We start from the raw sequence: 19813 nt of genomic DNA, 5'->3' as shown, positions 1-19813 counted from the left end.
ACCACCCATGGAGGTTCTGCTCGGAGAGTTCGAGGGCGTCTCGTGGACGATGATCCTGCTGCTGCTCGCCGTGGGATTCGCCGCCGGCTGGGTGGACGCCGTGGTCGGCGGCGGGGGGCTGCTGCAGCTGCCCGCGCTTCTGCTGCTCCCGGGGATGAGTCCGGTCCAGGCGCTGGCGACCAACAAGCTGGGGTCGATCTTCGGCACCACCACCTCCGCACTGACCTACATCCGACGGGTCCGACCGAGCCTGCGCACGGCGCTGCCGACGGCGTTCGCCGCATTCTGCGCCAGCTTCGGCGGAGCGATCGTCGCCGCCTCGCTGCCCGAGCAGGTGATCATGCCGATCATCGTGCTCGCCCTGCTGGCCGTGGGGATCTTCACCGCATCGAAGCCTGACATCGGGAAGCTGGAGCGGCTGCGCCACGCCGGTCTGGGCCACCTGAGTCGAGCCGTGCTCATCGGAGCGGCGGTCGGCTTCTACGACGGCATGCTCGGGCCGGGGACGGGCACCTTCCTGATCATCGGCCTGGTGACGATCCTGGGCTACTCCTTCCTCAATGCGTCGGCCCACGCGAAGATCGTCAACGCCGCGACGAACCTCGGGGCCCTGGCCTTCTTCGCCCCGGCGGGCCATGTCATGGTCCTGACCGGGCTCGTCCTCGGCCTGGCGAATATGGCCGGAGGCTACACCGGTGCCCGGATGGCCATCGCCAAGGGCTCCCGGTTCGTCCGGATCGTGTTCCTCGTGGTGGTCTTCGCCCTGGTGATCAATCTCGGATGGGACGTCGTCTCCGACTGGCTGCCGTGAGACGCGCGGCCGTTCCCGGCGGACCCCTGCGGAGGGCGTCCCAAGCGCGGGAGCAGCGCGGGAGTAGACTGGGACGGCCCGAACCGACGACTCCGGAAGGTGCCGAGATGGCCGTATCGCGCCGTGCCAGTCAGCACGAGAAGGCCCGCGACCCGCGGGCCGAGCAGCTGCTCCCCGTCATCGAGCCCGTGGTGGTCGAGCACGGGCTGATCCTGGAGGAGGCTGAGGTCCGCAGCGCGGCCGCGGGGGCGTCGCTGCGGATCGTCCTCGACTACGAGACCGGTGTCGAGCAGGTCGACCTCGACACCGTCGCCGCCGTCTCGGAGTCCCTCTCGGAGGCTCTCGACGACGCCGATGCGCTCAGCGACCTCGACGACTACGAGCTCGAAGTCTCCACCCCGGGTGCGACCCGCCCCCTGACCGAGCCCCGGCACTACGCACGCAACGTCGGACGCCTCCTGGAGATCGAGCGGGAGGGTCTGCCGCCCCTGGTGGCACGCCTGCAGGAGGTCTCCGAGAGCGACATCCGCGTGGTGGAGCAGAAGCAGCCGCCGAAGAAGGGGATGCCCGTACGTCACGGCGACCCCGTCGACATCCCCCTGGCATCCGTCGACCGCGCCCGAGTCCAGGTAGAGTTCTCACACACGGAGTAGCCGAGCCGGCACGAACCGCTACCTGCACGGGAGGAACAAGTGGATATCGACATGAGCGCACTGCGGATGCTGGTCCGGGAGCGCGAGATACCCCTGGACAAGCTGATGCCGGCCATCGAACATGCGCTCGTCCTCGCCTACCACAAGTCTCCCGGTGCCCTGAAGCACGCCCGCGCCGAGATCGACGAGTCGACCGGACACGTCACCATCTGGGCCAAGGAGTTCGACGAGCACGGCACGGTCCTCGGAGAGTTCGACGACACCCCCAAGAACTTCGGCCGGGTGGCCGCCTCCACGGCGCGCCAGGTCATCATGCAGCGGATCCGCGACGCCGAGGACGACCAGGTCCTGGGCGAGTTCAAGGGCCGCGAGGGTGAGCTCATCTCCGGGCTCATCCAGCAGGGGCGCAATCCGAACATGGTGCAGGTCGACCTCGGCGCCGTCGAGGCCGTGCTGCCCCCGCAGGAGCAGGTCCCCGGTGAGGAGTACCCGCACGGCTCCAGGCTGCGGGCCTACGTGGTCGACGTCCACCGCGGGATGAAGGGGCCCTCCATCACGCTGTCCCGCTCGCATCCGGGTCTGGTGAAGAAGCTCTTCGAGCACGAGGTCCCCGAGATCGCCGAGGGAGCGGTGGAGATCACCGCCATCGCCCGGGAGGCCGGGCACCGCACCAAGATCGCGGTGCGCAGCCACGAGGCCGGGATCAACCCCAAGGGTGCCTGCATCGGTGCGATGGGAGCGCGCGTGCGCGCGGTGATGACCGAGCTCAACGACGAGAAGATCGACATCATCGACCACTCCGACCAGGCCGCCGAGTTCATCGGTCATGCGCTCTCCCCGGCGAAGGTGAAGTCGGTGGACGTCCTGGACGAGACCACGCGGTCGGCCCGGGTGGTGGTCCCGGACTACCAGCTGTCCCTGGCCATCGGCAAGGAGGGGCAGAACGCGCGGCTGGCGGCGAAGCTGACCGGGTGGCGGATCGACATCATCTCCGACGCCGCGGAGTCCGACGCCGAGGCCGTCCAGGCCTGACGGTCCGGGACCGCCCGACGCGGCGGGACCCGGTGCCGGAGATTCTTCCCAGAACCCCACATGGAGGTAGACTGTCATGGTCCCTGTGCGCACCTGTGTCGGCTGTCGTCGACGGGTGGACCAGGGAGACGTCGTGAGGTTCGTCCTCGCGCCGGCGTCCGACGACGACGGTGCGAGCCTTCCCCGCGTGGTGCCCGACCCCGCGCGCCGGATGCCCGGCCGCGGTGCCTGGCTCCACCCGGAGGAGGAGTGCTTCGAGCAGGCGGTGCGGCGGAAGGCCTTCCACAGGGCGTTCCGCCGTCCGGTCAGCGTCGAGCACCTGAGCGTCGAGCGGATCATCGGTCCGGTCGCCCCATGACGTCCACTGCACGTATCGGATGGAAAGCGGGTTCGAAAGTGATGGACACCCGATGAGCATCGACGGATGAGTGCCCAGTGATGAACCAGCTGAGTGACTCCGTCTCGGAAATCGACGATGTTGACCGGTCCGTGAAGGTGAACCCCTGACATCAGCCCCTGCTGATCTCAGCGGGGGTGCCGCGCGGGCCAGACAAGGAGCAAAGTGGCCAAGGCCCGCGTACATGAGCTCGCCAAGGAGCTCGGAATCACATCCAAGGATGCACTCGCCAAGCTGCAGGACATGGGCGAGTTCGTGAAGTCCCCGTCGTCGACGGTGGAGCCCCCCGTCGCGAAGAAGCTGCGTGCAGCCTTCCCCGACGCCTCCGGCAAGGAGGGTGCCTCCGGCTCCGGCTCCGGCTCGACGCCCAAGCCCTCGCCGGCCCGCAAGCCCGGCCCCAAGCCGTCCGCCGGCCGCAGTGCGGCCGGGGCGCCCAAGCCCAGCCCCAAGCCCGCGGAGGAGCCGCCGGCGCCCGAGGCCGAGGACGTGCCGGCGCCCGAGGCCCCGGCCCCGGACGCCGCCTCCGAGCAGCCGCCGGCACCCAAGCCCTCGCAGGCGCCGAAGCCCGACGAGTCCGACGCTCCCTCAGGCGGTGCCCGTCCGGGCGCGCCCAAGCCGGGCGGGCCCCGGCCGGGACCGCGTCCGGGCAACAACCCGTTCGCCTCGCAGCAGGGCATGGGCCAGCAGGAGCGCTCGGGCGGACCCCGTCCCGGCGGCTCCGGCGGGCCCCGGCCCGGTCCGCGTCCGGGCAACAACCCGTTCGCCCCGCAGCAGGGGATGCGCGGAGACCGTCAGGAGCGCTCGGGCGGACCTCGTCCCGGCGGCGGCCGCGGACGTCCCGCACCCGGCCAGGGCGCACCGCCGCGCCCCGGCGGAGGGAACCGCCCCAAGCCGTCCATGATGCCCGGTCAGACGCCGGCGCCCGCCGCACCCGGCGGGGGCCGTGGGCGTCCGGGCGGTCGTCCCGGCGGCGGCCCCGGCGGTCCGGGCGGGCCCGGCGGCCCCGGAGGACCGCCCCGCGGTCGCGGCGGCCGCGGACGCGGCGGCACGGCCGGCGCCTTCGGCCGCGGCGGCTCCCGGTCCAAGGCCCGGAAGTCCAAGCGCGCCAAGCGGCAGGAGATGGAGCAGCGGCACACCCGCGAGATCGGCGGCGTGCGCGTCCCCAAGGGCGACGGCACCACGGTGCTGCGTCTGCGTCGCGGTGCGGCGCTGGCCGACTTCGCCGAGAAGATCGGCGCCGAGCCGGCGGCCCTGGTCACCGTGCTGATGAAGCTGGGTGAGATGGCCACCGCCAACCAGTCGCTGGACGAGGAGACCTTCCAGCTTCTCGGCGAGGAGCTGGGCTACAAGGTCCAGGTCGTCTCCCCGGAGGACGAGGACCGAGAGATCCTCGAGTCCTTCGACATCGACCTCGAGGCCGAGGCCGAGAACGAGGACGCCGAGTCCATGCAGGCCCGTCCGGCCGTGGTGACCGTGATGGGTCACGTCGACCACGGAAAGACCCGCCTGCTCGACGCCGTGCGCAACTCGAACGTGACCGAGGGTGAGGCCGGAGGCATCACCCAGCACATCGGCGCGTACCAGGTCCACGTCGACCACGAGGGCGAAGAGCGCGGCCTGACCTTCATCGACACCCCCGGTCACGAGGCGTTCACCGCCATGCGTGCCCGCGGTGCGAAGGTCACCGACATCGCTGTGCTGGTCGTCGCCGCGGACGACGGCGTCATGCCGCAGACCATCGAGGCGCTGAACCACGCCAAGGCGGCGGACGTGCCGATCGTGGTGGCGGTGAACAAGGTCGACAAGGAGGGTGCGTCCCCGGACAAGATCCGCGGCCAGCTCACCGAGTACGACCTGGTGCCCGAGGAGTACGGCGGCGACACCATGTTCGTCGACGTCTCGGCGCGGCAGCACCAGAACATCGAGCAGCTGCTCGAAGCGATCCTGCTGACCGCCGACGCCGCGCTGGAGCTCGAGGCCAATCCTGAGAAGGAGGCCCGAGGCGTGGCCATCGAGGCGCACCTGGACAAGGGCCGCGGCGCCGTGGCCACCGTCCTGGTGCAGTCCGGGACTCTGCGGGTCGGCGACAACATGGTCGCAGGCAACGGCTTCGGCCGTGTGCGTGCGATGTTCGACGAGAACGGCAGCCCGGTGGAGGAGGCGGGCCCGTCCCGGCCCGTGCAGGTGCTGGGTATGTCGACCGTCCCGCGCGCCGGCGACTCCTTCCTGGTCACCCAGGAGGACCGCACGGCCCGTCAGATCGCGGAGAAGCGTGAGGCCGCCGAGCGCAACGCGAACCTGGCCAAGCGTCGCAAGCGCATCAGTCTGGAGAACTTCGACCAGGCGGTGGCCGAGGGCAAGATCGACACGCTGAACCTGATCCTCAAGGGCGACGTCTCCGGTGCCGTGGAGGCCCTGGAGGACTCGCTGCTGAAGATCGACGTCGGCGACGACGTCCAGCTGCGCGTCATCCACCGCGGCGTCGGTGCCATCACGCAGAACGACGTCAATCTGGCGACGGTCGACGACGCCATCATCATCGGCTTCAACGTCCGTCCGGCGGAGCGTGTCCAGGAGCTGGCCGACTCGGAGGGCGTGGACATGCGCTTCTACTCGGTCATCTACGCGGCCCTCGACGACATCGAGAACGCGCTGAAGGGCATGCTGAAGCCGGAGTACGAGGAGGTCTCCCTCGGGTCCGCCGAGATCCGGGAGGTCTTCCGTTCGTCGAAGTTCGGCAACATCGCCGGTTCGATCGTCCGCTCGGGCATCATCCGCCGCAACGCCAAGGCCCGCCTGGTGCGCGACGGAGCGGTGGTCGCCGAGAGCCTGTCGATCGAGTCGCTGCGGCGCTACAAGGACGACGCCACCGAGGTGCGCGACGGCTTCGAGTGCGGTATCGGCCTGGGCTCGTTCAACGACATCCAGGAGGGTGACGTGATCGAGACCTGGGAGATGCGAGAGATCCCGCGCGTCTGAGGCGACGATGACCCTGCGCTGAGACACGGGGACCGGCCCGCCGCCGTCCGAGAGGAGGACGGCGGGCCGGTCCCCGGCGTCGTCCGCGCCGACCACGAGGAGAAGGAGGATCCCATGGCAGATCCCGCACGCGCCGCCCGGCTCGCCCGGCGGATCCAGGTGATCGTCGCCGAGGCCCTGCGCAGCAGGGTCAAGGACGACCGCGCCGAACTGATCACCGTCACCGACGCACGGGTGACCAACGACCTGCAGCACGCCACCGTGTACTACACCGTGATGGGCGACGAGTCGGCCCGTTCCGAGGCTGACGCTCTGCTGGAGCGCAGCCGAGGCGTGCTCCGCCACGAGGTCGGTCGTCAGCTGACCATCCGACTCACCCCGACGCTGGACTTCGTCGCCGACGAGATACCGGAGAACGCCGCCCACCTGGAGGACCTGCTGCGTCGCGCCAGGGAGCAGGACGCCGAGGTCGCGGCCCTGCGGGAGGGAGCCTCCCCAGCCGGCGAGGGAGACCCGTACCGGTCCCACGGCGAGGCCGACGTCGAGGCTGAGACGGCCCCTGACGCGGGGACCGGGTCCGAGGCGGACGCCGTCTCCGACGGCGACCGCTGAGGAGCCGGAGGCGACGATGGGGAAGAAGCAGCGTCCGGAGGAGATCGCGGTCGGCTCCGGCCTGGTGCTGGTGGACAAGCCGGCGGGCTGGACCAGTCACGACGTCGTCGGTCGGACCCGTCGGCTCGCGGGGACGCGCAAGGTCGGACACGCCGGGACCCTCGATCCGATGGCCACCGGAGTCCTGGTCGTAGGCGTCAACCGCGCCACCCGCCTGCTGACCCACATCGTCGGCGCCTCCAAGACCTACACGGCCACCGTGAGGCTGGGGGTGTCGACCACCACCGACGACGCCGACGGCGAGGAGGTGCGGACTCGGTTCGCCAACGCCGTCGACGACGCCGCCCTGGAGCAGGCAGTCGGGCGGCTCCGCGGCGAGATCATGCAGGTCCCCGCGACGGTCTCCGCGATCAGGGTCGCCGGCCGCCGGGCCTATGATCGGGCCCGCAGCGGTGAGGAGCTCGAGCTCGAGGCCCGTCCGGTGACGGTCCGTCGGTTCGACGTGCTCGAGGTGCGGAGGATCGACGGCGGACGCGTCCTCGACGTCGACGTCGAGGTCGACGTCTCCTCCGGCACCTATGTGAGGGCGCTGGCCCGGGACCTCGGCGAGATGCTCGAGGTCGGCGGTCACCTGACCGCACTCCGCCGAACGGCGGTGGGTTCCTACCGGATCGAGAACGCGCTGACCCTGAACGATCTGGCCGAGGACTTCGGCTACATCGGTCTGGCTGAGGCTGCGGCCCTGCTCTTCCCGCGGAGGGACCTGACCGCTGAGGAGGCGGCGGACGTCGGTCACGGTCGGCGGATCACCGCCTCGGAGTCCGAGGTGCTGACCGCGGCCTTCGACCCGGACGGCGAGCTGGTGGCTCTGCTGCAGGACGTTCCGGCGAAGTCGGACGCCTCGGCCTCCGGTGAGGCCGCCCAGGCGGCCCGCCGGGGCGCAGTGCGTCTGCAGGCCAAGCCGGAGCTCGTGTTCCGCACCTCGGAAGACGGCTCATGACGGTCATGTTCGTCGTCGGCACAGCGGTGTGCGCGGCTTCGATGCTGACATGCTGGGTCATGACGGCTCTGCGCGGCCATCCGGCGGACTCCTCGATCGTCTCGCTCGCCGCCGTCGAGCTCTACCTCATCGCCTACGGGGTGTATGCCGGATTCCGGCAGCTGGTCTCCGCGGCGACGATCGTCGGCGAGGGCTGGGAGTTCTGGGGCTACGTCCTGACCGCGCTGCTGCTGCCCGTCGGCGTGTTCGTCTGGGCGATGGTGGACCGCACCCGGTGGTCGAACCTGGTGATGAGCTTCGTCGGCCCGGTGGTGTTCGTGATGCTGTACCGCATGGAGGAGATCTGGTGGGGAAGCGCGCTGTGAGTGCCGGACACCAGGGGAGCGGGGCCGTGCAGACGCCTCGGAACCGCGGGGTGGGGATGCTGATCATCACCGCCTACGGGATCTTCGCGGTCTCTGCCACCGCGCGGGCGCTGTACCAGTCGGTGTTCCACTTCGCCGAGGCCCCGGTGGCGTACCTCCTCTCGGCCTTCGCCGCGCTGGTCTACGTGGTCGCGACCGTGGCCCTCTCGCGGCGATCGGTGGCCGCGTGGAAGACCGCCATGTCGGCGGTGCTCATCGAGCTGTTCGGAGTGCTCGGGGTCGGACTCTGGACTGTGCTTGTCCCCGATCTCTTCGCCGACGACACGGTCTGGTCCCACTTCGGCTCGGGGTACGGCTACGTGCCCCTGGTGCTGCCCGTGGTCGGGCTGTACTGGCTGTGGCGCCACCGGCCGGGCGGTCCGCGCGGCGACCACCGCTGACCGGGCCCACAGGAGGCCCGTCCGCGCCCAGGGCGCGTCGGACGCCGCTGGTACAGTCGATCTGTATTCGTCTGCGAGGAGTGACGTGCACTATTGGAACGGCCTCGATGAGGTGCCTGCGGACCCCGGCCCCACGGCGGTCACCATCGGCAACTTCGACGGTGTCCATCGTGGTCACCAGGAGGTCCTCCAACAGCTCGTGACGGCCGCCGGGGCCCGCTCGGCCTCCGCCGTCGCCCTGTCCTTCGACCCTCATCCGCTGCAGGTCCACCGACCGGCCGACTGTCCGGAGATGCTCACCGGCGTGACCGAGAAGATCCGTCGGCTGGCCGCCGCGGGTGTGGACGCCATGCTCATGATCCCGTACTCGCTGGACCTCGCCCGACTCACCGCCGAGGAGTTCGTCCGCACCTACCTGGTCGAGGCGCTGCAGGCCTCCGTCGTGGTGGTCGGTCATGACGTCCGGTTCGGTCGGGACAACAGCGGCTCGTTCGACACCATGGTCGCCCTGGGGGAGGAGTTCGGCTTCGAGGTCCTCGGCGTCGACGACTTCGGCCGGGACCGCAGGTGCTCGTCGACATGGGTGCGGGAGGCCCTGGCGGAGGGCGACGTGGCCGCGGCCCGTGAGGTGCTGGGGCGTCCCCACGCCGTGATCGGGACAGTGGTCCACGGTGAGGCCCGCGGGCGGGAGCTGGGCTTCCCCACGGCGAACCTCTCCGACGACTCCGAGGGCATGGTGCCCGCCGATGGCGTCTACGCGGGCTGGCTCATCGATGCGCAGTTCCGCCGGTGGCCGGCGGCGATCTCGGTGGGGTCCAATCCGACGTTCGAGGGGCTGACCCGGCGCGTCGTCGAGGCCCACGTCATGGACCGCCCCAAGGAGCGCATCGAGGACTTCGACCTCTACGGCCAGCTCGTGCGTGTGGAGTTCGTGGAGCGGCTCCGAGGGATGGTGGCCTTCGAGGGCATCGCGCTGCTGATCCGACAGATGGAGATCGACGTGCTGCAGGCCCGCCAGGCGCTGGCCGCCGAGGACGTCACGGCCCTGGACTCCCAGAACCGCCGCGCCGTCGAGGGCTGACCGTTGGGCGACGTCCCCGCAGGATCCGCACGGCCGAACCGTCCCCGGACGCGCTCCGAGGCCCATGACCTGATCGTCGACCAGGGGCGCCGTCGCCGGCTGGGAGGCTCCTTCGCCGAGTCCTCGGACCTCTCCCAGGCCCGGGAGTACGACGCGATGCGGCCGCGATACCCGCAGGAGGCCGTCCGGCGGCTGGTCGACCTCGCGGCATCGGCGGAGGGGCGACGTCCGCGCATCGCCGAACTCGGAGCCGGGACGGGGATCCTGACCCGGAGTCTGCTGTCCCGCGGCGCGGAGGTTCGGGCGGTGGAGCCCAGCGGCCCCATGGCCGAGGTCATGGCCGAGCGCAGCGCGGAGGCGCTCGACGGCGGCACGCTGCGGATCAGCCGCACACAGGCCGAATCCACGGACATCGGGACGGGATGGGCCGGACTCGCCGTCGCCGCCCAGGCGTGGCACTGGTTCGACGGCGACGAGGTCCGCCGCGAGCTGGAGCGGATCCTCGACCCCGGGGGAGCGGCGGCGGTGATCGCCAACCACCTCGACACCTCGGTGCCCTGGGTGCACCGGCTCACCCGCATCATGCGGGCCGGCGACGTCCGTCGGCCCGGGTGGCGGCCCGACTTCGGTCCCGGCTTCGGCGAGGTCACCACCGATGAGCTGCCCTGGGAACGGGCGATCACCCCGGAGGAGATCCGACGTCTGAGCACGACGCTGAGCTCATGGCTCACCGCCGACGAGGGTGAGCGGGCGCGACGGCGGGGGAACCTGGACTGGTATCTCGTCGAGCACCTGGGACTGGTGCCGGGCGGGACGGTTCCCCTGCCCTACGTCACCGTGCTCCACTCCGCCCGGAGGCGCCGGGCGCGGTGACCCGACCCGCGTGCTCTGGTAGGCTGGGCAAGTTGTCTTCTGAGATGACGCATGCCCTGCTGCAGTCCGCGGCGGCGGGCACCTGACGGTCACGGGTCCGGCCCGGACCGGCCGGGCACTGTTCGCGGTACACGACTCAAGGAGCACTTCCATGGCTTTGGATCCCGCTGTCAAGCAGGAGATCATCAAGGAGTACGCGACCGTCGAGGGCGACACCGGTTCCCCCGAGGTCCAGGTCGCGGTCCTGACCCGTCGCATCACCGACCTGACCGAGCACCTCAAGGAGCACAAGCAGGACCACCACACCCGTCGTGGCCTGATGATCCTGGTGGGTCGCCGTCGTCGTCTGCTGAAGTACCTGGAGCGCAAGGACATCGAGCGGTACCGTTCGCTGATCAAGCGCCTCGGGCTGCGTCGCTGACCAGGTCCGCATCCGCACGTCGGAGCGGTGCACGCACCGTTCTCCGACTGTTCACACAGGTGGCTCCGTACACGGTCTCCGAGACCGTTGGGGCCACCTGTCGTGTATGGGAGACTGTTCCCCAGAGGCTCTCACCGGAGAGCAGGGAGAGGCGTGGCACCGCACGTGCCCCGGTCCTCGGTAGTGGCCTACGGAAGCCGCGCCGGACGCCCCGACCCTCAGGGTCGCCGTTCGGCATCGTCCGTGGGCTTCGATCGAAGACCGCCATGTGCGTCGATGCCCCTCTCTGCACCGGTGTGCCCGAAAGACCACCGAACGCAGAACAGAGAGGAGACCCTGAGAATGCAGGGTTCTGAGGTTCACACCGCCGAAGCAGTGATCGACAACGGTCGCTTCGGCTCCCGCACCATCCGTTTCGAGACCGGCCGCCTGGCCAAGCAGGCCGCCGGCTCGGCACTGATCACCCTCGACGGGGAGACCACCATCCTGTCGGCCACCACGGTCGGCAAGCACCCCCGCGAGGGCTTCGACTTCTTCCCGCTGACGGTCGACGTCGAGGAGCGCATGTACGCCGCGGGCCGCATCCCTGGCTCGTTCTTCCGCCGCGAGGGACGCCCCACCACCGACGCGATCCTGGCCTGCCGGCTGATCGATCGTCCGCTGCGCCCGGCGTTCACCAAGGGCATCCGCAACGAGGTCCAGGTCGTCGAGACCGTGCTCTCGATCAACCCGGACGACCTGTACGACGTCGTCGCCATCAACGGCGCCTCCATGTCCACCCAGCTGTCCGGCCTGCCCTTCTCGGGCCCGATCGGCGGCGTGCGCGTGGCGCTCATCGACGACGGCGAGGGCCCGCAGTGGGTGGCCTTCCCGAAGCACTCCCAGCTCGAGGACGCCGTCTTCGACATGGTCGTGGCCGGCCGCAAGGTCGACGGCGACGTCGCGGTGATGATGGTCGAGGCCGAGGCCACCGACCACTCCTGGAAGCTGGTCAAGGAGCAGGGACGCACCGCTCCCACCGAGGAGATCGTCCACGAGGGGCTCGAGGCCGCCAAGCCCTTCATCTCCGCGCTGTGCGACGCACAGGCGGATCTGGCCCGTCGCGCCGCCAAGCCGGCCGTCGAGGTTCCGATCTTCGCCGACTACCAGGACGACGCGCTGCAGGCGGTGCAGGCCGAGGCCGAGCAGCGTCTGACGGAGATCTACCAGATCGCCGACAAGCAGGAGCGCGAGGCCGCCGACGCCGCCCTGAAGTCCGAGCTCGTGGAGAAGCTCGCCGGCGAGGGGCAGCAGTTCGAGGGTCGTGAGGCCGAGATCGGCAAGGCCCTGGGATCGGTCACCAAGCAGGTCATCCGTCAGCGGATCCTGCGCGACCAGGTCCGCATCGACGGGCGCGGTCTGGCGGACATCCGTCAGCTGACCGCCGAGGTCGAGGTGCTGCCGCGGGTCCACGGCTCGGCGATCTTCGAGCGCGGCGAGACCCAGATCATGGGCGTCACCACGCTGAACATGCTGAAGATGGAGCAGACCATCGACAGCCTGTCGCCGGAGACCACCAAGCGGTACATGCACAACTACAACTTCCCGCCCTACTCCACCGGTGAGACCGGACGCGTGGGAAGCCCGAAGCGTCGCGAGATCGGTCACGGCGCGCTGGCCGAGCGGGCGATCGTCCCGGTGCTGCCCTCCCGCGAGGAGTTCCCCTACGCGATCCGTCAGGTGTCCGAGGCGCTGGGCTCCAACGGCTCCACCTCGATGGGCTCGGTCTGCGCCTCGACCCTGTCGCTGCTCAACGCCGGTGTGCCGCTGAAGGCTCCGGTCGCGGGCATCGCCATGGGTCTGGTCTCCGACGAGGTCGACGGCGAGACCGGGTACGCGGCCCTGACCGACATCCTCGGTGCCGAGGACGCCTTCGGCGACATGGACTTCAAGGTCGCAGGCACCGGCGAGTTCATCACCGCGATCCAGCTCGACACCAAGCTCGACGGCATCCCGGCCTCGGTCCTGGGTGCGGCGCTGAAGCAGGCCCGCGAGGCCCGCGTCCACATCCTCGACGTGGTCACCGCGGCGATCGACGCGCCGGACGAGATGTCCCCGTTCGCTCCGCGCATCATCTCGGTGATGGTGCCGGTGGACAAGATCGGTGAGGTCATCGGCCCGAAGGGCAAGATGATCAACCAGATCCAGGAGGACACCGGGACCGACATCTCCATCGAGGACGACGGCACCGTGCTGATCGGCGCCACCAACGGTGAGGCCGCCGAGGCCGCTCGGTCGGCGATCAACGCCATCGCCAACCCCTCGGTCCCCGAGGTGGGGGAGCGCTACCTGGGCACCGTGGTCAAGCTGACCAGCTTCGGCGCCTTCGTCTCCCTGACTCCGGGCAAGGACGGACTGCTCCACATCTCCGAGCTGCGCAAGCTCAACGACGGAAAGCGCGTCGACGACGTCGAGGACGTCGTGGGTGTGGGTCAGAAGCTCCAGGTCGAGATCACCAAGATCGACGACCGCGGGAAGCTGTCCCTGGCTCCGGTCACCGAGGACGACGGCTCCGGCGAGGAGAAGCAGTCGGTGAACCAGGTCGTCGAGGGCGAATGAGCCTGAGGGTCTCGGCCTGAGGGTCTGAGACGACGATCCGACCGCTGAGCATCGGAGGCCGGCGGCCCGCTCCCCTGAGGACGGGTCGCCGGCCTCCGCCGTGTCTCAGCTTGACTCTCCGGATCCGCTGGTGTCTGGTGAGTCCTGACCCGCGGATGATCGACGGCGAAGGCAGGTGGCCCCACTGTGACGAGGACCGGCTACGTCTGGGAGACGACGTACGGCTGGGCGGACCTGGGGACCGGCCCGATGATGCCGGCCCATGCGGCCGCGGGCATCCAGCCGATCACCCACCACGTCGCCCACCCGGACACCAAGCGGCGCATGCACGAGCTGATCTCCGCCTCGGGACTGATCGACTCGCTGACTCCGGTCCGTGCCCGCCCGGCGACCCGGGAGGACATCCTTCGGGTCCATGACGAGGACTACTACGAGCGGATCGCCGCGCAGAGCCTCCTCCCCAAGGGCGGCGACGCCGGCGACGGTGAGACCTCCTTCGGCCACGGCGGCCTGGACATCGCACTGCTGGCCGCCGGAGGCGCGCTGACGGCGGTCGACGCCGTCGTCTCCGGCGCCGTCGAGAACTGCTACGCCCTGGTGAACCCTCCGGGCCACCACGCCGAGCGGAGCATCGGGCGCGGCTACTGCATCTTCGGCAACGCGTCGGTCGCCGCCGCCTACGCCCGCGAGCGGCTCGGCGTCCCACGGGTGGCGATCGTCGACTGGGACGTGCACCACGGCAACGGCACCCAGGACATCTTCTGGGACCGAGACGACGTGCTGAACATCTCGGTCCACCAGAACAGGTGCTTCCCGACGGACTCGGGCTTCGCCGAAGAGCGCGGGGCCGGCGCGGGACAGGGGTTCAGCATCAACGTGCCGCTGCCGCCCGGGGGCGGCATGGGTGCCTACGAGTACGCCTTCGACACGGTCGTGACCCCGGCGCTGCGTCGCTATCGGCCGGAGCTGATCATCGTGGCCAGCGGGTTCGACGCCTCGATCATGGACCCTCTGGCACGGATGATGCTCCGCGCCGCCGACTACGGAACCCTGACTCGGAAGGTGATGGACGTCGCCGCCGAAGTCTCCGGCGGCCGGCTCGTGTGCGTGCAGGAGGGCGGCTACAACCCGTTCTACCTGCCCTTCTGCGGTCTGAAGGTCGTCGAGGAGCTGGCAGGCATCACCTCCGGAGTCGACGACGCCTTCGCCGAGACCCTGTCCGGCAAGGGCGGCGAGGAGCTGATGCCCCACGAACGCGAGGCAGTGGACCATGCGGTGCGGCTCGCCGGGCTCTGAGGCGGCTCACACCTGTCCGGCGGCGTGGCCGGGAAGCACCATGCCCAGCGACGGTGATACGTCGGTGAATCCGTAGGTCGTGTAGAGGTGCTGCCCCGGCGGATCACCGATCAGGGTGATGTAGGGGTCTGCGGGGGCGCGCCGGAGGATCTCCCGCACCAGGGAGTCCAGGACGCCGCGGCCGAGGCCCCTGCCCTGGTGCTCCGGGTCGGTGGCCATGTCCGCCAGGTGGAAGTACCAGCCGCCGTCGCCGATCACCCGTCCCATCGCGACGACGACGCCCTCTGCGTCGGTCACGTGGCGCCAGGCCCATGACCCTGACAGGGCGGGCTCGGCCTGCTCGGCGGTCTTCGGGGAGAGTCCGCTGTCACGTCGCAGGCGCAGATAGTCCTCGAGCGGGGGAGCGCAGGCACGACGGATGTACCCGTCGGTCCGACTGGCGGGGTCCATCGGTTCAGACGGCGGGGGAGTCGAAGTAGGTGATGCGGAGTCGGGCGCGCAGACTGTCATCCTCGTCCCGGCGATACTCGATGAAGTCGGCGAATCCGACCTCGACCTCCGTGCCGTCCTTCAGCCGACCGGTGAACCGACCCCGGACGGCTACGTTCCCGTCATCTGCGGCGGCGTCGACGACCATGGAGTCGACCTGGTGCACGCCCGAGTCGATGACACGGGCACCCTCGTAGAACGCCCGCAGCTGCTCGGTGCCGATCATCGGTTCGTAGCCGGGGCGCCGATACTCGGCGTCGGCGGCGAACCAGTCCAACAGGCCGGAGGTGTCTCCGGAGTCGACGAAGCCGTAGTAGTCCATGGTGCGCCTCCGCAGCGGCTCCGCCCCCGTCCGAGGGGCGTCGGACGCCTGTGCGCCGGTGGACGTCTCATCGTACTGCTCGGCCATCTGACCTCCCTGACTGCGGCTCCACCACATGTTCCGCATCACATCCTAGCGGTCAGCCCGCACCGGCTCGGGCACGGTCCCGCATATGCACGGCCTGGAGGGCCAGGGCGCCGACCACGGTGTTGGCGTTGCGTACGGAGCCGCTCATGACCGCCTCGACGAGGTCGGACAGCGGCACCCAGCGAGTCACGATCTCGGCCTCCTCATGCTCCCGGCGGTGCCGCTGGTCCTCGGGGACCTCATGGAGCCCCTCGGCGAGGAACAGGCGCACCGCCTCGTCGGTGGACCCCGGGCTGGGCAGGTGCTCCACCAGCGGCGTCCAGCGCTCGGCGCGCAGGTCCGCCTCCTCGAAGAGTTCGCGGCGAGCCGTCTCCTCCGGGGGCTCGCCCTCGACGTCGAGCAGACCGGCCGGGATCTCCCACAGCTCCTCGCCGACAGGGTGTCGGTACTGACGGATCAGCAGCACTCGGAGGTCGTCGTCCGCCGCGAGGACGGCGACGGCGCCGGGATGCCGCAGATAGGCGCGTGTGACCGGGTCCGCCTCGGGGCTCAGACGCACCCGGTCCTCGACCACGTCGAAGATCGGTGTCGTACGGACCGTCTGCGAAGAGACGACTGATCGCGGTGCACGGCTGTCTAGGATGCCCATACTCCACGGTATCGGCCGTTGGTAGCCTGACGGCTATGGACAGCAGCGCGCTCACCCGAGAGATCGCCCGGATGGTGGACGAACGTGAGTGGTCCCAGTTCCACTCGCCGCAGAACCTGGCCAAGAGCATCGCGGTGGAGGCCGGTGAGCTGCTCGAGTGCTACCAGTGGTCGGAGGACGCCGAGCCCGACGCCGTCGAATCCGAACTCGCCGACGTGCTCACCTACTGCCTCCTGCTCGCCGACCGGCTCGGACACGACCCTGCGGAGATCGTGCGCCGGAAGCTGGCCACCACCCGAGAGAAGTACCCGGCGGAGAAGGCCCGCGGACGGAGCACCAAGTATGACCGGCTTTGAGGTCGACGTCTTCGCCTTCGGCCATGACGAGCTCGACCGCGCCGTGGAGGCGGCTCCGCGGTATCGGAGCTGGCCGGTGGTGTACGCCCTGCACGACGACTCGCAGGTCTACGTCGGCGAGACGCTCAGCGCCGACCAGCGGCTCCACCAGCACCTCGAGTCGCCGACGAAGAGCGCCCTGACCTGCGCACGGGTGTTCCGCCACGACGAGTTCAACAAGTCTGCGGCGCTGGACCTGGAGTCCCAGCTCATCCGGCTGCTCGCCGGCGACGGTCGCTTCGAGGTGCTCAACCGCAATCAGGGAATCCTCGACGCCGACTACTTCGACCGCAGGCGGTACCGCGACGACTTCGAGGAGGTCTTCGAGCGGCTCCACCGCGCCGGCTTCCTCACCCGACCGGTCGAGGAGATCCACAACTCCGACCTCTACAAGCTCTCACCGTTCAAGACCCTGACCGAGGAGCAGGCCCTCGCGGTCGAGGCCGTCCTGGAGCTGCTGGTGCGGGACATCACTGCTGCGCAGAGCTCCGCAGGCGGGCCCCTGGTGGTCGAGGGCGAACCCGGCACCGGGAAGACGGTGGTCGCGATCTACCTGGCCAAGCTCCTCAGGGACCTGGGATCCGTCACCGACGACGAGATGCACCGCGACATCGACCGGCAGGCCCGCTTCGCCGACCACTTCACGGCGGTGAACCGGGGGCACTTCCGGGACGCACACATCGGCTTCGTCGTTCCGCAGCAGGCGCTGCGCACCTCGCTGAAGCGGGTCTTCGCCCGCACCCCCGACCTCGATGAGGGCATGATCCTCACACCGTTCGACGTCGGTGAGTCGCCGCAGCCCTACGACGTCCTCATCGTCGACGAGGCCCACCGACTCAACCGGAGGTCGAACCAGCCCTCGGCGAAGCAGAACACCCGGTTCGCCGAGATCACCCGTCGGCTCTTCGGCGAGGACGACCTGCAGCGCACCCAGCTGGACTGGATCCGCAAGCAGAGCTGCCACCAGATCCTGCTCCTGGACAAGGAGCAGACGGTCCGCCCCGGGGACCTCGATCGTCGTTCTGTGGAGGACCTGATCGACCGGGCGAAGGACTCGGGCGGCCATCACCGCCTGGTCTCGCAGCTCCGGCTGAACGCGGGTGAGGGGTACATCCCCGCGGTGCGGGCGATGCTCTCCGGAGGGGACCCCGACGGACTGGACCTCGGGGAATACCAGCTGGCGATGTTCGACGACGCCGGCGCCATGCACGACCACATTCGCGCCCTCGACGCAGAGCACGGTCTGGCACGCATGGCCGCCGGCTACGCATGGGAGTGGACCTCGAAGCCGGGGCGGAAGCGTCGCACGGAGTACGACTTCACACTCGACGGCCGCCGCTTCCGCTGGAACTCCACCGACAAGGACTGGGCGAACTCACCGAACGCCCTCGACGAGGTCGGATCCATCCACACCCTGCAGGGCTACGACCTGAACTACGCCGGAGTCATCATCGGGCCAGACCTGCGCTACGACGAGACGACCGGCCGGACGACCTTCGACCGGGGTCACTACGCAGACCCCAAGGGCAGGGAGAACAACCCGAAGCTGGGGCTCACGTTCTCCGACGAGGACATACGGGCCTACGTCATCAACATCTACACGGTGCTGATGACCCGCGGGATCCGGGGCACGTTCCTCTACGTCTGCGACCCGCCCCTGCGCCGGCGCCTGAGCCGATTCGTCCCGTTCCTCGCCGACCCGCCGTCCGGCGACCGGGGGAGCCGCGCCGCACCCACCGCCGACCTGGGCCACCTCCGGCTGGAGGGTGAGGTGCCGGCGCCTCAGCAGGGGCCGGTTGTCCGCTCCGACCGCCTGTGACAAGTTGGAGGCATGCAGAGGACGGCGACGGCGCACCTGGATCTGACCCTCAGAGGGCAGGCTGACCTGGCCTTCATCGTCGCCGCCGCCGACCGGTGGTCGTCGTCCGAGGGACGAGGTGCGATGGAGGAGACGCTGACCGTCACCCACGACGGTGCGGAGCTCACGCCCCGCGAGATCCCCGACCTCCACGGCACCCGGATGCACCACGTGCGGGCCTCGGCCGGACATGTGGTGCTGGACTATACCGTCACCGTCACCGGGGAGGGCGCCCCGGAGGCGATCAGCCCGGCCGACCTCATCCGCTACGTCCGACCGAGCCGATACTGCCAGTCGGACGAGCTGTGGCCCACGGCCGCGGCGGAGTTCCGCGGGCTCGAGGGCCTCGAGCTGATCGATGCGGTGACCGGGTGGGTCCGTGACCGCCTGAGCTATGTGCCCGGCTCCTCCCTGCCGACCGACGGCGCCACCGAGACGATGCTCGCCCGCCGGGGCGTGTGCCGCGACTATGCGCACCTGGTGATCGCCCTCCTGCGCGCCCGCGACGTCCCGACCCGACTCGCCGCGGTGTACGCGCCCGGGCTCACACCGATGGACTTCCACGCGATCGCCGAGGCCTACGTCGACGGCGCCTGGTACGCGCTCGACGCCACCGACCTGGCCCCGCGGCGGTCGATGGTGCGTATCGCCACCGGGCGCGACGCCGCAGACACCGCGTTCCTGTCCAATGCGGGTGCCGAGGTGATCCTGAACCAGATCGCCGTCACCGCGGTGGCGGACGAGCTTCCCGCGGACACCTCGGCAGAGCCCGTGCGGCTGGCCTGAGCCGAGTGCTCAGTCCCGGGACCGGCGCGCGCCCTCTCGCCCGTAGAGGGCGTCCCACTCATGGCGGAGCATGGCCATCACGTGGGCGTCCCACCAGCGTCCGTCGCTCCACATCGCCTCACGGAGGGTTCCTTCGTGGACGAAGCCGAGCTTGGTGTAGAGGTGACGGGCGCGGTGGTTGAAGTCGTACACCTCGAGGTCCACCCGGTGGACATGCTGCTCCTCGAAGGCGTAGGCCAAGGCCAGCAGGCTGGCCTCGGTCCCCAGACCCTGGTCCCTGCGCCGTGAGATCCATATCCGGAAGCTGCACGAGTTCGAGCCTTCGTCCAGATCGGTGAGGAACGCCTCTCCGATGATCTGGTCCTGCTCGAGGTCGATGATCACCCAGACCTGCCGCAGGTCGTCCTCGGCCCACCACTCGTAGATCTCCTCCAGACGGTGCAGCGAGAACTCCTCGAGGTCGTCCTCGGTGGGTGTGGAGGAGTGGACCTTGCCCGTCAGGTGCAGCACTTCGGGGTCCACGAGCAGGGGCCGGATGATCCGTGCATCGTCGGCGCTGATGGGCCGAAGCGTCACACCGTCCCCGCGCAGGGTGGGCTTGACGCGGAACTTCGGTGATCCGACGGTCACGGGGCCGGCCTCCTCGGGGGTGTGCGTCGACGTACGGGA

21 protein-coding genes are annotated in these 19813 nt (G+C 69.9%); 17 read left to right on the top strand and 4 right to left on the bottom strand.

The window, feature by feature from the left end; all coding sequences use genetic code 11:
* Positions 1–7 precede the first annotated feature (7 nt).
* The 14 genes from N7E59_RS01935 to N7E59_RS01870 all read left to right on the top strand — a co-directional run bounded on the left by N7E59_RS01935 (position 8) and on the right by N7E59_RS01870 (position 14558).
* Entirely contained in the window at positions 8–811 is an 804-nt protein-coding gene (locus N7E59_RS01935) for a TSUP family transporter (protein ID WP_261623212.1), read from the top strand.
* Between the two features lie 107 nt (positions 812–918).
* Positions 919–1464: a ribosome maturation factor RimP gene (locus tag N7E59_RS01930; protein WP_261623211.1), complete on the top strand. Its 546-nt coding sequence runs from the start codon at positions 919–921 to the stop codon at positions 1462–1464.
* A gap of 39 nt (positions 1465–1503) precedes the next feature.
* Entirely contained in the window at positions 1504–2496 is a 993-nt protein-coding gene (nusA, locus tag N7E59_RS01925) for a transcription termination factor NusA (protein ID WP_261623210.1), read from the top strand.
* A gap of 76 nt (positions 2497–2572) precedes the next feature.
* Positions 2573–2854: a YlxR family protein gene (locus N7E59_RS01920; RefSeq protein ID WP_261623209.1), complete on the top strand. Its 282-nt coding sequence runs from the start codon at positions 2573–2575 to the stop codon at positions 2852–2854.
* Between the two features lie 204 nt (positions 2855–3058).
* A complete protein-coding gene (gene infB / locus N7E59_RS01915) occupies positions 3059–5872 on the top strand; it encodes a translation initiation factor IF-2 (RefSeq protein ID WP_261623208.1) in 2814 nt (937 codons plus the stop codon).
* Between the two features lie 114 nt (positions 5873–5986).
* The gene (rbfA, locus tag N7E59_RS01910) at positions 5987–6484 is read left to right on the top strand and encodes a 30S ribosome-binding factor RbfA (protein ID WP_261623207.1); all 498 of its coding nucleotides are present in this window, start codon (positions 5987–5989) and stop codon (positions 6482–6484) included.
* A 16-nt stretch (positions 6485–6500) separates the two neighbouring features.
* Positions 6501–7484 (top strand): tRNA pseudouridine(55) synthase TruB, encoded by a 984-nt coding sequence (truB, locus tag N7E59_RS01905; protein WP_261623206.1) that lies wholly within the window; start codon positions 6501–6503, stop codon positions 7482–7484.
* The gene (locus tag N7E59_RS01900; protein ID WP_261623205.1) at positions 7481–7849 is read left to right on the top strand and encodes a hypothetical protein; all 369 of its coding nucleotides are present in this window, start codon (positions 7481–7483) and stop codon (positions 7847–7849) included. The genes truB and N7E59_RS01900 overlap by 4 nt, the downstream gene beginning before the upstream one ends.
* 26 nt (positions 7850–7875) lie before the next feature.
* The gene (locus N7E59_RS01895; protein WP_390904985.1) at positions 7876–8289 is read left to right on the top strand and encodes a hypothetical protein; all 414 of its coding nucleotides are present in this window, start codon (positions 7876–7878) and stop codon (positions 8287–8289) included.
* Positions 8290–8374: 85 nt separating this feature from the next.
* Positions 8375–9370, top strand: a complete 996-nt coding sequence (locus N7E59_RS01890; protein ID WP_261623204.1) for a bifunctional riboflavin kinase/FAD synthetase — start codon at positions 8375–8377, stop codon at positions 9368–9370.
* Positions 9371–9373: 3 nt separating this feature from the next.
* On the top strand, positions 9374–10243 hold the full coding sequence (locus N7E59_RS01885; protein WP_261623203.1) for a class I SAM-dependent methyltransferase: 870 nt from the start codon (positions 9374–9376) through the stop codon (positions 10241–10243).
* Between the two features lie 151 nt (positions 10244–10394).
* On the top strand, positions 10395–10664 hold the full coding sequence (rpsO, locus tag N7E59_RS01880; protein ID WP_261623202.1) for a 30S ribosomal protein S15: 270 nt from the start codon (positions 10395–10397) through the stop codon (positions 10662–10664).
* Positions 10665–11006: 342 nt separating this feature from the next.
* Positions 11007–13262 (top strand): polyribonucleotide nucleotidyltransferase, encoded by a 2256-nt coding sequence (locus tag N7E59_RS01875; RefSeq protein WP_261623201.1) that lies wholly within the window; start codon positions 11007–11009, stop codon positions 13260–13262.
* Positions 13263–13448: 186 nt separating this feature from the next.
* Positions 13449–14558: a class II histone deacetylase gene (locus N7E59_RS01870; protein ID WP_261623200.1), complete on the top strand. Its 1110-nt coding sequence runs from the start codon at positions 13449–13451 to the stop codon at positions 14556–14558.
* Positions 14559–14564: 6 nt separating this feature from the next.
* Here N7E59_RS01870 and N7E59_RS01865 read toward each other — a convergent pair whose 3' ends face one another.
* The 3 genes from N7E59_RS01865 to N7E59_RS01855 are packed head-to-tail and all read right to left on the bottom strand — an operon-like array spanning position 14565 to position 16105.
* Positions 14565–15008 (bottom strand): GNAT family N-acetyltransferase, encoded by a 444-nt coding sequence (locus N7E59_RS01865; RefSeq protein WP_261623199.1) that lies wholly within the window; start codon positions 15006–15008, stop codon positions 14565–14567.
* A gap of 4 nt (positions 15009–15012) precedes the next feature.
* Positions 15013–15456, bottom strand: a complete 444-nt coding sequence (locus tag N7E59_RS01860; protein WP_261623198.1) for a nuclear transport factor 2 family protein — start codon at positions 15454–15456, stop codon at positions 15013–15015.
* Positions 15457–15508: 52 nt separating this feature from the next.
* Positions 15509–16105: an NUDIX domain-containing protein gene (locus tag N7E59_RS01855; protein ID WP_261623197.1), complete on the bottom strand. Its 597-nt coding sequence runs from the start codon at positions 16103–16105 to the stop codon at positions 15509–15511.
* Positions 16106–16140: 35 nt separating this feature from the next.
* Between N7E59_RS01855 and N7E59_RS01850 the strand changes: the two genes are divergently transcribed.
* The 3 genes from N7E59_RS01850 to N7E59_RS01840 are packed head-to-tail and all read left to right on the top strand — an operon-like array spanning position 16141 to position 19144.
* Entirely contained in the window at positions 16141–16461 is a 321-nt protein-coding gene (locus tag N7E59_RS01850; protein WP_261623196.1) for a nucleotide pyrophosphohydrolase, read from the top strand.
* Positions 16448–18319 (top strand): DUF2075 domain-containing protein, encoded by a 1872-nt coding sequence (locus N7E59_RS01845; RefSeq protein WP_261623195.1) that lies wholly within the window; start codon positions 16448–16450, stop codon positions 18317–18319. The genes N7E59_RS01850 and N7E59_RS01845 overlap by 14 nt, the downstream gene beginning before the upstream one ends.
* A gap of 12 nt (positions 18320–18331) precedes the next feature.
* Positions 18332–19144: a transglutaminase-like domain-containing protein gene (locus N7E59_RS01840; protein ID WP_261623194.1), complete on the top strand. Its 813-nt coding sequence runs from the start codon at positions 18332–18334 to the stop codon at positions 19142–19144.
* 9 nt (positions 19145–19153) lie between these two features.
* On the opposite strand, the gene N7E59_RS01835 is transcribed toward N7E59_RS01840, so the two are convergent.
* A complete protein-coding gene (locus N7E59_RS01835) occupies positions 19154–19774 on the bottom strand; it encodes a GNAT family N-acetyltransferase (RefSeq protein ID WP_261623193.1) in 621 nt (206 codons plus the stop codon).
* Positions 19775–19813: the final 39 nt, after the last annotated feature.

Origin of the sequence: Nesterenkonia marinintestina, from assembly GCF_025420485.1 — a bacterium.
Classification (GTDB): domain Bacteria; phylum Actinomycetota; class Actinomycetes; order Actinomycetales; family Micrococcaceae; genus Nesterenkonia; species Nesterenkonia marinintestina.
The sequence above is the reverse complement of the archived record's forward strand: the minus strand, read 5'-3'. Positions and strand labels throughout refer to the sequence as shown.

Coding starts and splice junctions, on each gene's coding strand:
- N7E59_RS01935 (WP_261623212.1), top strand. CDS start 8: ATGGAGGTTCTGCTCGGAGAGTTCGAGGGCGTCTCGTGGACGATGATC.
- N7E59_RS01930 (WP_261623211.1), top strand. CDS start 919: ATGGCCGTATCGCGCCGTGCCAGTCAGCACGAGAAGGCCCGCGACCCG.
- N7E59_RS01920 (WP_261623209.1), top strand. CDS start 2,573: ATGGTCCCTGTGCGCACCTGTGTCGGCTGTCGTCGACGGGTGGACCAG.
- rbfA (WP_261623207.1), top strand. CDS start 5,987: ATGGCAGATCCCGCACGCGCCGCCCGGCTCGCCCGGCGGATCCAGGTG.
- truB (WP_261623206.1), top strand. CDS start 6,501: ATGGGGAAGAAGCAGCGTCCGGAGGAGATCGCGGTCGGCTCCGGCCTG.
- N7E59_RS01900 (WP_261623205.1), top strand. CDS start 7,481: ATGACGGTCATGTTCGTCGTCGGCACAGCGGTGTGCGCGGCTTCGATG.
- rpsO (WP_261623202.1), top strand. CDS start 10,395: ATGGCTTTGGATCCCGCTGTCAAGCAGGAGATCATCAAGGAGTACGCG.
- N7E59_RS01875 (WP_261623201.1), top strand. CDS start 11,007: ATGCAGGGTTCTGAGGTTCACACCGCCGAAGCAGTGATCGACAACGGT.
- N7E59_RS01865 (WP_261623199.1), bottom strand. CDS start 15,008: ATGGACCCCGCCAGTCGGACCGACGGGTACATCCGTCGTGCCTGCGCT.
- N7E59_RS01860 (WP_261623198.1), bottom strand. CDS start 15,456: ATGGCCGAGCAGTACGATGAGACGTCCACCGGCGCACAGGCGTCCGAC.
- N7E59_RS01855 (WP_261623197.1), bottom strand. CDS start 16,105: ATGGGCATCCTAGACAGCCGTGCACCGCGATCAGTCGTCTCTTCGCAG.
- N7E59_RS01850 (WP_261623196.1), top strand. CDS start 16,141: ATGGACAGCAGCGCGCTCACCCGAGAGATCGCCCGGATGGTGGACGAA.
- N7E59_RS01845 (WP_261623195.1), top strand. CDS start 16,448: ATGACCGGCTTTGAGGTCGACGTCTTCGCCTTCGGCCATGACGAGCTC.
- N7E59_RS01840 (WP_261623194.1), top strand. CDS start 18,332: ATGCAGAGGACGGCGACGGCGCACCTGGATCTGACCCTCAGAGGGCAG.